General features: G+C 28.6%; 13 protein-coding genes, 2 tRNA genes, 1 other RNA gene and 1 pseudogene. 12 read left to right on the plus strand and 5 right to left on the minus strand.

All coding sequences use genetic code 11. The annotated features are described in order from the left end of the window. Positions 1–52: 52 nt before the first annotated feature. A complete protein-coding gene (locus NAMH_RS05780) occupies positions 53–391 on the minus strand; it encodes a hypothetical protein (protein WP_015902517.1) in 339 nt (112 codons plus the stop codon). A 17-nt stretch (positions 392–408) separates the two neighbouring features. Continuing rightward, entirely contained in the window at positions 409–696 is a 288-nt protein-coding gene (locus NAMH_RS05785; protein WP_012663757.1) for a hypothetical protein, read from the minus strand. A 76-nt stretch (positions 697–772) separates the two neighbouring features. On the opposite strand from NAMH_RS05785, the gene NAMH_RS05790 reads away from it, so the two are divergent. From NAMH_RS05790 to NAMH_RS09455, 10 genes and pseudogenes are all read left to right on the plus strand, one after another. After that, positions 773–1,678 carry a tyrosine-type recombinase/integrase gene (locus NAMH_RS05790; protein ID WP_015902294.1) on the plus strand — a complete coding sequence of 302 codons (906 nt, stop codon included), beginning with the start codon at positions 773–775 and terminating at the stop codon, positions 1,676–1,678. 101 nt (positions 1,679–1,779) lie between these two features. Continuing rightward, positions 1,780–2,103, plus strand: a complete 324-nt coding sequence (locus NAMH_RS05795; protein ID WP_012663653.1) for a hypothetical protein — start codon at positions 1,780–1,782, stop codon at positions 2,101–2,103. Continuing rightward, positions 2,103–2,327: a hypothetical protein gene (locus NAMH_RS05800; RefSeq protein ID WP_015902102.1), complete on the plus strand. Its 225-nt coding sequence runs from the start codon at positions 2,103–2,105 to the stop codon at positions 2,325–2,327. Before NAMH_RS05795 ends, NAMH_RS05800 begins: the two co-directional genes overlap by 1 nt. A 61-nt stretch (positions 2,328–2,388) precedes the next feature. Next, positions 2,389–2,574 (plus strand): hypothetical protein, encoded by a 186-nt coding sequence (locus tag NAMH_RS05805; protein WP_012663768.1) that lies wholly within the window; start codon positions 2,389–2,391, stop codon positions 2,572–2,574. Positions 2,575–2,580: 6 nt separating this feature from the next. Beyond that, a complete protein-coding gene (locus NAMH_RS05810) occupies positions 2,581–3,003 on the plus strand; it encodes a hypothetical protein (protein WP_015902226.1) in 423 nt (140 codons plus the stop codon). 277 nt (positions 3,004–3,280) lie between these two features. After that, positions 3,281–4,795, plus strand: coding sequence for a hypothetical protein (locus tag NAMH_RS05815; RefSeq protein WP_012663644.1), 1,515 nt, complete (start codon positions 3,281–3,283; stop codon positions 4,793–4,795). Next, positions 4,795–5,217, plus strand: coding sequence for a hypothetical protein (locus tag NAMH_RS05820; RefSeq protein WP_015902020.1), 423 nt, complete (start codon positions 4,795–4,797; stop codon positions 5,215–5,217). Before NAMH_RS05815 ends, NAMH_RS05820 begins: the two co-directional genes overlap by 1 nt. Position 5,218: 1 nt before the next feature. Continuing rightward, positions 5,219–6,388, plus strand: a complete 1,170-nt coding sequence (locus NAMH_RS05825; protein ID WP_015902735.1) for a zonular occludens toxin domain-containing protein — start codon at positions 5,219–5,221, stop codon at positions 6,386–6,388. Then, positions 6,348–7,538 carry a type II secretion system protein GspD gene (locus NAMH_RS05830; RefSeq protein WP_015901953.1) on the plus strand — a complete coding sequence of 397 codons (1,191 nt, stop codon included), beginning with the start codon at positions 6,348–6,350 and terminating at the stop codon, positions 7,536–7,538. The genes NAMH_RS05825 and NAMH_RS05830 overlap by 41 nt, the downstream gene beginning before the upstream one ends. A gap of 91 nt (positions 7,539–7,629) precedes the next feature. Next, positions 7,630–8,271 (plus strand): annotated as a pseudogene (locus tag NAMH_RS09455) (replication endonuclease); the annotation flags it as partial. 603 nt (positions 8,272–8,874) lie between these two features. On the opposite strand, the gene NAMH_RS05835 reads toward NAMH_RS09455, so the two are convergent. Continuing rightward, a tRNA-Met gene (locus tag NAMH_RS05835) sits at positions 8,875–8,951 on the minus strand. Positions 8,952–8,958: 7 nt separating this feature from the next. Continuing rightward, positions 8,959–9,033 (minus strand) — tRNA-Gln (locus tag NAMH_RS05840). Positions 9,034–9,128: 95 nt separating this feature from the next. Here NAMH_RS05840 and NAMH_RS05845 point away from each other — a divergent pair. Next, positions 9,129–9,395 (plus strand): cupin domain-containing protein, encoded by a 267-nt coding sequence (locus tag NAMH_RS05845; protein WP_015901720.1) that lies wholly within the window; start codon positions 9,129–9,131, stop codon positions 9,393–9,395. Positions 9,396–9,407: 12 nt separating this feature from the next. Continuing rightward, positions 9,408–9,736: RNase P RNA component class A (gene rnpB / locus NAMH_RS09065), an RNA gene on the plus strand. Here rnpB and NAMH_RS05850 read toward each other — a convergent pair. Further along, complete coding sequence (locus NAMH_RS05850) at positions 9,730–10,698, minus strand: hypothetical protein (RefSeq protein WP_015902187.1); 969 nt, start codon at positions 10,696–10,698, stop codon at positions 9,730–9,732. The two genes, rnpB and NAMH_RS05850, sit on opposite strands and share 7 nt — an antisense overlap. Between the last annotated feature and the right edge of the window lie 38 nt (positions 10,699–10,736).

Genomic DNA, 10,736 nt, shown 5'->3' on the forward strand with positions numbered 1-10,736 from the left:
CTTCGGGTTATGAGCCTTTCTGCGCTGATTTTGATGATATTTTTTAGTTTTTTTATTCAATTATTATTTGATCATTACTGTTTTTTTTAATTATTTTTCTATCTATTATTATTTTGTTTGGTTTGTATAATTCTATTTTGTTTATTATTTCAAATTGTGGTAAATATATATCTTTTTCTTTATGATGATATATTTTGTATCCTATAAATTTTGTTTTAAATGCTTTTATTTGTTTTAAAAAATTTTTTGGTTCCAAGTTACTTTGTATTATTTCTGATTTAATTACTGGTGAATAATACATTCCTTTATTATATAAGATTTTTGTTATTTTATATGTGTAAAGTTTTGCAAATAATAATGATCCTAATATTAGAAAAATAATTTTTTTCATAATACCCCCTATTTTTATTATTTTTCCATTTCCTCATAAAGTTCTGCCATGATTTTATAAAAGAATTTTTTTTGTTTTTGTTCTGGAAGTTTTTCAAGAGCTTCGCATATTTCTGCACAAATATCGTTTCCGTTTATCATTATTTTATTGTGATGACCTACTATGTTATTGTTTCCATTTATTGTAATACCCCCGTTTTTTAGTCCATTCTTTATTGTTTCAATTAATTCTGGCTTATTTTTTTGCCAGTTATACCATGTTTGTTTTGATATTTTGAATTTTTTGCAAATTTCTTCTATTTTCATATTCTAATTACTTGACTTTTTTCTAATTATTATACTATAATACTTAAAGTCTAATAATTTGACGGGGGTTATTAAAATGAATTTTAAAGTTAATCATAAGCACTCCTTAACATTTGATGAACTTTTCGCTGAGTATTGCGAAATAATGAAACATACAATGACTTCACATACTCTTAGAACTAAACAATCATATTATAAAACACACTTCGGGCATAAATATGGTCACATTATTATAACAGATTTTAAATACAAAGATGCACAATTATTTGTTAATGAACTTCTTGATAAAGGTCTGCAGCCAAAAACTGTTAAAAACATTGTTGATATATTTAAGGTTCTTTACAAATATGCAATAATGAATGAATATTGTGAAAAAAACCCTTTTGAATTTGTTCAGTTACCAAAATTTGATAATCGTATTTATTTTAATTTTACTGATGAAGAAATTAAAAGATTTATTTATACTGCAATAAATTTTCCAAATGTAAAATTTAGAGGAATTTTTACTTTTTTACTTCACGGAAGAAGACTTAATGAAGTTTTATCATTGACTTGGGATCATATAGATTTTGAAAACAAACAATATTTTATCCCTCCGAAAATTAATAAAGCTAAAAAACTTATGTCTTATCAAATGACTGATATTCTTGAAGATATTTTATTAAGACAAAAAATTATAAATGATGTTGAGTGTCCACGATCTGAATATGTTTTTCCTTCTTCTGTAACTTGTCAAAAAATTAAAGATATTCGTAAACAATTTAAAAAATTACTTCAATATGCAAACATAAATAAAAAAATGAGAATTCATGACATAAGACACTTAGTGGCGTCTTATGCCATTAATTCTTTAGGATTAAGTGTTGAAGAGGTTTCATATACTCTTGGTCACACATCTATTGAGATTACTCAAAGATATATCAATCCAAGAGCTGAAATAAGTAAAAGAGTTGCTGAACGGATATTAAATTCCGTTCTTTAATTTTTGGGTGGTTGGGTGGGATAGATTAGGAGTAGGAGTTGTACCCCCGACTTCTGCTCCTTGCAAAACGGGGGTAAAAAATTTAATTAAAGGGGTTTAAAATGACAACATTTCTTATCGGACAAATTATGGGTGTTAAACAACAAGAAAGAAAAAAAAGTGATGGTTCCTCTCAAGTTTTTACATTGGTAAATATTTTTAATCAGTTGCAAGACAATGAAGGTTTTCCTGTTACTGTATCTGAGAATGTTCAGTTTCCTATTGATCATTTTACTACATTGATGGGTTATAAAGGTAAATATATTGCAATTCCTTATACGAGTTTAAGCACGAAAAATGGAAATTATATGTTTCCAAATTCTGATATGCAGTATCTAATTTTTGACAAAAATCCATTAGATCTTGCAATTAATAAAGGTAAATAATGAATTTTATCTTTGATAAACAAAACTTTAATAATCCAGTAAATTTAGACCATGTGGTCGGGATTTTTGCTCCCGACACACCTACTAAAGAAGGGCATTATTATATCTTATTTTATACATTAGGGTCAAAAAATATTTTTTGGACTTATAACACTAAAGAAGATCGTGATTTTATTTTAAATAATTATTTTCTATCCCTTTTTAATTTTATTGAAAAGGACTAACTAAGTGCTTATTAAGCATTTAATTAGCCCTTTTGGGCAAAAAAAACTTTAGGAGGAAAAAATGAAAAAGGCAATTTTAGTACCTTTAACTCTTGGTCTTGCTGCTGTTTCAAGTTTTGCTGACACTGTTTACGGTGGTGAAATTACTGTTGATTACACTGATTTCAAAGCTGCAGTTGTTCTTGCTATCGGTGTTACTATTACTGTAATGCTTGCAAGAAAAGCAAAATCTTTCTTAAGAAGCTAAGGGAAAATGAAAAAGCTCATTCTTCCCTTTTTTCTTTTTATTACATTGTTGTTAGCTGAAGGCACTTATGATGATGTATATTTTACTGATATTGAAGAAAATATGACACTTATATTTGTTAATCATGCAGATTATCGCACATTATATGATGTTTTAAAAAGTTCTACTGAAGCAAATAATATTTTAACTGAAAGATTAAATAATCGCGACAATGGTGGTATTACTTCTATCCAGCAGTTAGCTGATATAGACTATATTGGAACTGATGATCTTTATGATCTTAAACAGTATGCCTATAAGTGGACGGCGGACATAATTATAGATCCACGATTCGGAACAACATATCCACAAACTAATTTTCTTTATGGATTAAGTGGTATTTTAATTGGATTTATAGTTATGTTCGGCTTTATACGAGCGGTTTTATAGATAAAAGCGCACAGGGAAACTGTTTCGGATTTTTCAGCTTTTTTCGCGGTCGCCGTCAGGAAGTTATGTAAGCCGATACTTGCGACCGCAAAAAAGCTAAGAAAAATCAGAAACAGGCAAACTGGCGCACTCCCGCCGAGCAGGCGTCAGAGATAAACGTAAAAGGACTAAAAATGCTTGGAATACCTGCATTTGATTATTTTTTCCAAATGTTTGTGATTATAACAATAGGAATAATGCTCCCTATTGCAGCAATTAATTTATTTAGGGATAAATAATGAAAAGAATAATAGTAATATTGTTTTTTTTGTTTAATTATGGTTATTCATATGATATATATTTGTATAAATATAATAATGATTATTATAAAACTGTTTATACTGTAAATGGAATTGATTGGTCTTCATCTTTGTGTGCTGTTGGTGATACTTATGTAATTGATGGAACTACTCGTTATAGTGCTACTCCTTCAGATTTTCCAACTTATGATAGTAATTTTGTGTCTTGTGTTAATTATTATGTAACTTTTAAGTGTTCTGATTCTCCTGTTGCAATTTATTCAATTACTATCGACAATTATAATTATTGTTTAAATAATTACTCTGGTAATACTTTTAGTTCTGGCTATTTTATTGATAGTAATAATAATATTATTTGTCCTGATGGGCAAACTTATAATTATGATACTGAACAATGTGAGGATATTCCTGAGTGTCCTACTACTGATGAATTAGATCAGCAAGCTATTCAAAAATGTGGTTCTTTGGATTTTGTTGAATACGAAAGTTGTAATCCTGATACTGGTGAAGTAACTATTACTTGTAAGTCTTGTTCTGATGTTATTTCTTTGTTGCAAGATTATTGTCAATCGAATTATGATTCTAATATTTCTGATTTTAATTGTTCTGAAAATCCTGATGGTTCTTTGACTCTTTCTGCTACTGAGTTTAATTCTTCTTTATGTTTAATAAGTGATTCTGAACCTACAGATACAAATGTTACTGATTCTGATAATACATCTACTACCGATACAAATACTACTTCTACTGATACAAATACAACTGATACTTCATCAGATTCAACATCTGATAGTTCTACTTCTGATACTGATTCAAATACTGATTCTTCTACCTCTGATAATTACACTTGTCCTGATCCTTGTTCTATTTATAAAGATGTTGGTGTTCAAGTTACTTCTTCTACAGTTGGTGATTATGTTTGTTTTACAATTACTTATCCTACTTATGGTGATGATTGTATTTTAAAATATCATACTTCTGATAATACTCAAGCTGGGCCTAATTGTGTTGCTGGTTGTGATGATTCTTCTACTACAAGTGTTACTAATAATGTTACTACTGCTACTGTAACTGTAGATGTTTCTGGTGTTGAAGAGAGGCTTGATAGTATTAATCAAAAACTCGATGATTTTAAAAACATGACTCCTGATAGTAATTTTACTGTAGATGGTTCTGATTCTGATACTGATTCTTTTATTTCTCAGTTTGGTGAATTTTTTAATAATGTTGGTGATGATATTACTAAGATTAAAGATTCTTTTTCTCAAGTTTCAGGAATGTTAAATGAAGATAATTATAAATTAACTGCTTTTAATTCTGATGCTACTACTTGTCCTATTTCTGCTACTATTTTTGGAAAAGATTTTAATGTTGATTTTTGTTCTTTTATTTTGCCTTTTCGTCCTCTTCTTTCAATATTTTTTACTGTTGTATTTAATTTTCTTGTTATTAAATATTTTCTTAAATTAGTTATTTCTAAGGAGGATAAATAATGGCTTATATTATTAATGCTATTGGTTGGTTAATTAATTTTTTTGCAAGCGGTAAGGCCAAAAGTGCTGCTTTGTTTCCATTAAAAATTACTGCTACTACTTTAACTGTTGCTGCAATTTCATTATATATTTCTGCTTATCTTTTATTAGCTTCTTTTTTTGTTTTACTTTTTAACAAATTTCACGATATTCTTAATTCTTATAATGATATTTCTTTTTCTGATCCTACTATTAATTCTATTTGGAATGCTTTTTTAGGTGTTATGAATGTAACTGGTTTGTCTTCTGCTTTTTCTTCTGCTTTTGCTTTGTTTTTAACTTTATATTTTACATATTTTGGTGTAAAAATTGCAAAAATTGTTGCTAATACTTCTATGACTATTTCTTCAAAATTAAATGAAACTTTAAGAACGGTGGATTAAAATGATTTATTTAATAACAGGCGTTCCAGGAAGTGGAAAAACATATTTTGCGGTTCATTATATTTATACTCAATTAATTTCAAAAAATCCTAAATATCAAAAGATCTACACAAACATAAATCTTAATTTCAAAAAATGCGACAAAATAAAAAAAGACTTTGTAAAGCCATTAATATTAGATGATCTATTAAAAAGAATTGAGCAGGATTATTTATTATCCGAAAAATTTAAAAACAATGAACTATTTGATGAAGAAACTGGTGAGCAGGTAACCGATTATGACGCTTATGTTAGAGGCAAATTAAAACTTTTTGAAGATTATGAGCATTCTTTAATAATTTTAGATGAATGCCATTTATATTTTACCGAACAGGTAGATCCTAAAATGTTAAGGTTTTTATCTTATCATAGGCATTTCGATATAGATATGTATCTTATTACTCAAAACAAATCGCTCATCAATAGAAAATATCTTGCATTTGTTGAAAATATGTATATTGGAATTAATCCTTCAAAAAGATTATTTTCAAAAGTATTTGTATATAAACTATATGCAAGCTGGAAAGAATATAAGTCTAATTATGTTGGAAAAGAGAAATTAAAATTTGATAAAAAAATAGCTGATCTTTACAATTCAGGATCTAACAAAATACAAAAATCTCTTGTTTCTAAACTTCTTATTCCTTTATTTTTTGCAATTGTTATAGTTTTCTTTTTATATAAAGGTGTTTCTAACTTTATTTCTTGTGGTTCTTTTACTGGCTGTTCAAAAAATCATACAGAAACTACTAAAAAACATTTATCTAATAAACAAAATAATATTGCAGATCATAATCGTAATCCCATTAATTCTAATTCTGAAATATCAAATAAAAAAGCACATAATGTAAATATAGAAGATGATATATCCGATTATCAGTTTTTTTATCAGTTAAATTGTTTTAAAATGAAATGTATTGTAAACAATCAGTTTTCTATTTCATATTATTTAATAAAAACACTTCCAAAAATATCTGATACAAAAATATTTTATGAAATTACCGCAGGTCACGGGAAAATTATATACCTTGCCACAAATTTAGATCTATCAAAATTCAATCCTAATCAAAACACTTACGGGGGTAAAAAAGATGAAAAAGATAATATTCTACCTTTTGGTTCTCGCAAATAGTTTAGTATTTGCTTATGATCTTAAGCAAGCCGATTTTGCTACTTTTTGCAATTATGTTTCATATCATGTAAATAAAAACATTGTTATATCAGAGGAAGTTCCGACAAATTTCAGTGTTTTTATGCCTACTGACAATATGACCCAAAATGATATTCTTACCGCTTTTTTTACTATATTAAAATCAAAGAAACTTGATTACAAAATTATAAACAATTCCACTATTCTTATTTACAAAAAAATACAAAAAAAAGAAAAGCCTAAATTGGAAAATTTTGTAATCAGATTTAATTATGTTCCAAAAAAAGTGTTAAAAGATTATTTAAAGAATTTCTATTCTAATTACAAATATCAAATTTTTCAAAACAGATTATTAATTACATGTACGCCTGTTGATTATTTCAAAATAAAAACTGCCATATCTCATTTACAAAACTCTTATAAAAAAGCAAATATTAATTTTCTTATTACTGTTATAAACAATAAAAAAGCAAAAGAAATTGGCACAGATCTTAATATCAAAAGTCCTTTTCATTCTTCCGCTTTATTTGATTTAGTTACTGATACTGCGGTAGTCAGTTCAAGCATTACGAATAATTTTTCTGCATTTATTAAGTTTCTTAATTCAAAAGGTGCAGCCGAAACAATATCAAAGCCTACTATTTTATTAATTGATAGTTCAAATTATACACTTGAAAGTGTTCATTCTATACCTTATGTTACGAAGTCCGTAACTACTGACAAAGACGGAAATCCAGTAACGCAAACTGATTTAAAATATAAAGACGTCGGACTTAAAATTTATATAAAAAATGTATATATTACTGACAGATCTATTGATTTTGATATGGATATTTATGTTGAAAGTATCGTTTCTTATGATAATGATAAGCCTATAACAGATACTAAACATTTTAACACTCATGTTCAGCTTACCAAAAAATCAAGTGGTTATCTTATTGCTGGTCTTAGAACTGTTACTAAAATCAGTGAAGATAGCGGTGTTCCTGTTTTAAAAGATATTCCTATATTAGGAATTTTATTTCAAAAAAACAAAAAATCAGTTGAAGATCTTAGTTTTAGTTTTTATATTTCAACGAACTTTTTTGCAGAAAATACTCGCAAAACAGCACCACGCGAGGCGCGCCCGTGAGGACGCACCGCAGCGGGGTGATGTTTTGCCTCTTGGCCATTTATAAAGTAATTTCGTCAAAATTTTTTAGGGGGTTAAAAATATGAATATAATGGAAGTTTTAGATAAGTTTGGAAGATATAAATATGATTATGGATTAAAAAAAGATGATATTCAGTTTGCTATTGAAAAAATTGAGCGGGCTAAGTTTTTTCTTGATAATCAATTTATAACATTGCCCGATGGTCGTGATGCTGTTTTATCTCAGGTTGTAAGTAATTGGTATGTTAATCCTCATAGATATATTAGTGAAATAAAACACCGCATTTATTCTCAATATAATTATGCTAAATCTTTAAATTTAGTTCCTGTTTTTATTACTATAACTTTACCTTCTGAATATCATAAATATAAATTTATTGAATTATCTAATTGTAAAGAAGTTAAAGTTAAAAATAATAATTTTAATCCTGATAATGAATATTTAACTCCTAAGGATCTTGTTGAAATATTGTCTAAATATTTTAAGCAGGTAATGAATTTAAGGGCTTTTCGTGATATTCCAAAAAACAAAAGATTGTATTTTAAGGTTATTGAGCCTCATAAAACTGGTGATCCTCATTTACATGCTATGTTTTATCTTCCTAATGAATATATTGATAAATTTATTGATTCTTTTTCTTTATTATTTCCTGAACCTCAAGGAAAAGTTGAAACTGATATTTTAAATCCAGTTAATTATATGATTAAATATATACTTAAAAATATTGATGATTATAGATTTGAAAATACTAAATTATTTCAATATTCTCCTCTTGCTCTTTGGTATATTCGTTGGGGTATTCGTAGATTTTCTATGAGTAGAAATTTTGTGAGAATTGATTTATATCGTAAATTTAATGGAATGTATACTCTTGATGAATTATCATATTTAGTTAAATCTGGAAAAATTGAATATTATATGGAACCTATTACCAGACAGATTACTGAGATTTTTTATAATGATGATGTTATTGGATCTTGTTTGGTATGGTCTAAAAAAGAGCAAATTTATACAAAATCAAGTGATGTTATTAAATTATCTTGGAAGAAAAAAGAAGAACCTGTTAAAGTTTATAATGATAATGATGAATTAATCGGTCTTCAATATTCTGATAGATATATAGATCTTACAAAAACTCAAAAACCTTTAACAAAAATGACAAAACGCGAGCTTTGGGAATATGAACAACAAATACTTGATGAATTTGATAATCCGTTTAATGATGAAGAAGATCTTGATATTTTAATAGACAAATATTATATATTTAACAAATATGTTTCAGAGGATTATGAATTGCGTGAAAGTCCTGAATTTTGGTTGCGGGGGCAGGATTTGAACCTGCGACCTTCGGGTTATGAGCCCGACGAGCTACCAGGCTGCTCTACCCCGCGTCAAAAATGGCTGGGCTGGGAGGATTCGAACCTCCGAATGACGGAGTCAAAGTCCGCTGCCTTACCACTTGGCGACAGCCCATCGCTTGAGGTGATGAAATTGTATAAAAATTATTTTTTAATGTCAAGAGTTTCTTCGCATTTTAGGTAAAATTTTAAAAAATTCAAGGAGAAAAATTGAATATTGATGAAATCATAAAAAACCTTGAAAAAGAAGGATATACCAATATATTTATCTGGTCGGATACAAAAGGCACACATTACGACTGGCACACACATCCGTATGAAGAAATAAGAATTATGATAAAAGGCGAAATGATAATAAACACAAAAGAAAAAACCTATCTGTTAAAAGCGGGAGATAAATTAAAAGTACCGGCAGGTGAAGAACATAATGCAGAAATTTTAGAAGACTGCGAATATATTTGCGCTTCGAAAATATGATATAATTATATATAGGCATACCGAGAGAGTGCTGGGAAACCAGAGGAAAGTCCGGGCTGCAGCAAGGCAGGGGTCAGTCTAACGGACTGCCGTCGAAAGACGAGGGAAAGTGCCACAGAAAAAAAACCGCCGATGGGCATTATGCCACAGGCAAGGGTGAAAAGGTGAGGTAAGAGCTCACCGGGAATATGGCGACATATTCCGACATGGTAAACCCACCCCGCAGCAAGAAGGGATGGTAAAGCCTTGCATCTATACCCTTCGCATGAGTGGCACCGTAAGGTGTGCGCCGAGATAAATACTCTCATAAACAGAACCCGGCTTACAGGTATGCCTAAAACTCAATATCTTTTAATTCTTTCTTTTCAACAATATTGAACAACACTTTATGTTTGAATAATTGATGGCAATTCGGACATCTTGTAGAATAAAGCGGAAATATTTTTTTACAGTTTTGACATACATATTCAAATTCCAAATCCGCAAAATTGTGCTTTAACTGTTTTAACACCTCTATTTCAAAGGGCGCTTTTTTATCATATTCACATAAATGTTTAGCGGCTAAAACATTCATAAATTTTTCTTCATAAGGTATATCGCTTCTATGCCAGTACAAATCCAAATATTCGTATATTTTTTCTTCGGGAATTTCTTTATAAGCCTTATTCGGATCAGTCGAAAACAGTACTTTTAAATATTCCCTTCTTATAAAAGGATATTTTTTATATACGTCTTCAATTGTTTTAACATCTTTACAAAATTCGATGTCACATTCGTTTTTTAAACTTAATTTAAAAAGTGCGTATGCTTTTTCTTCTGTTAAAGAAACTTCCAATTCTTCAAATATTTCTAAAATATTTACAATTTCATTCATATTATCGAGTTTTTCATCTATAAGTATCAACAGTTTCAGTGTCTCTACATCTCTTGGCTTTGTAGAAAGTATCTGATACGCTGTTTTTTTGGCTTTTTCTAAAAACCCCGCTTTGTAATAGAGTTTTGCGATATGTCTTAATATTTCGTTGCTTTTTAAGTTTTTACTTATCCACAAATAAATTTTCAATGATTTTTCAAAATCACCCTCTTTTTCATAAGCTTTTGCCAGTAGATAAAGAGCGTCGATAGAAGCTTCGTCGAGTTTTAAATTTTCTATTTTGATGTATTCAAAATCTTTCAAAAACTCTTCAAGCCTTTTTTCCCTATAATATTCTCTAAGTTTTCCAAGTCCGATAGTGATAAGTACACTTAATAAAACTATTACAAAAAACATTATCACACTAAAAAGCGGGTCTCTAAAATCCATACATCACCTTTTGGGTTTTATAAAATTTTACTATAATT

The organism is Nautilia profundicola AmH, from assembly GCF_000021725.1.
GTDB classification, from domain to species: Bacteria; Campylobacterota; Campylobacteria; order Campylobacterales; family Nautiliaceae; genus Nautilia; species Nautilia profundicola.

Coding starts and splice junctions, on each gene's coding strand:
- NAMH_RS05780 (WP_015902517.1), bottom strand. CDS start 391: ATGAAAAAAATTATTTTTCTAATATTAGGATCATTATTATTTGCAAAA.
- NAMH_RS05785 (WP_012663757.1), bottom strand. CDS start 696: ATGAAAATAGAAGAAATTTGCAAAAAATTCAAAATATCAAAACAAACA.
- NAMH_RS05790 (WP_015902294.1), top strand. CDS start 773: ATGAATTTTAAAGTTAATCATAAGCACTCCTTAACATTTGATGAACTT.
- NAMH_RS05795 (WP_012663653.1), top strand. CDS start 1,780: ATGACAACATTTCTTATCGGACAAATTATGGGTGTTAAACAACAAGAA.
- NAMH_RS05800 (WP_015902102.1), top strand. CDS start 2,103: ATGAATTTTATCTTTGATAAACAAAACTTTAATAATCCAGTAAATTTA.
- NAMH_RS05805 (WP_012663768.1), top strand. CDS start 2,389: ATGAAAAAGGCAATTTTAGTACCTTTAACTCTTGGTCTTGCTGCTGTT.
- NAMH_RS05810 (WP_015902226.1), top strand. CDS start 2,581: ATGAAAAAGCTCATTCTTCCCTTTTTTCTTTTTATTACATTGTTGTTA.
- NAMH_RS05815 (WP_012663644.1), top strand. CDS start 3,281: ATGAAAAGAATAATAGTAATATTGTTTTTTTTGTTTAATTATGGTTAT.
- NAMH_RS05820 (WP_015902020.1), top strand. CDS start 4,795: ATGGCTTATATTATTAATGCTATTGGTTGGTTAATTAATTTTTTTGCA.
- NAMH_RS05825 (WP_015902735.1), top strand. CDS start 5,219: ATGATTTATTTAATAACAGGCGTTCCAGGAAGTGGAAAAACATATTTT.
- NAMH_RS05830 (WP_015901953.1), top strand. CDS start 6,348: ATGAAAAAGATAATATTCTACCTTTTGGTTCTCGCAAATAGTTTAGTA.
- NAMH_RS05850 (WP_015902187.1), bottom strand. CDS start 10,698: ATGGATTTTAGAGACCCGCTTTTTAGTGTGATAATGTTTTTTGTAATA.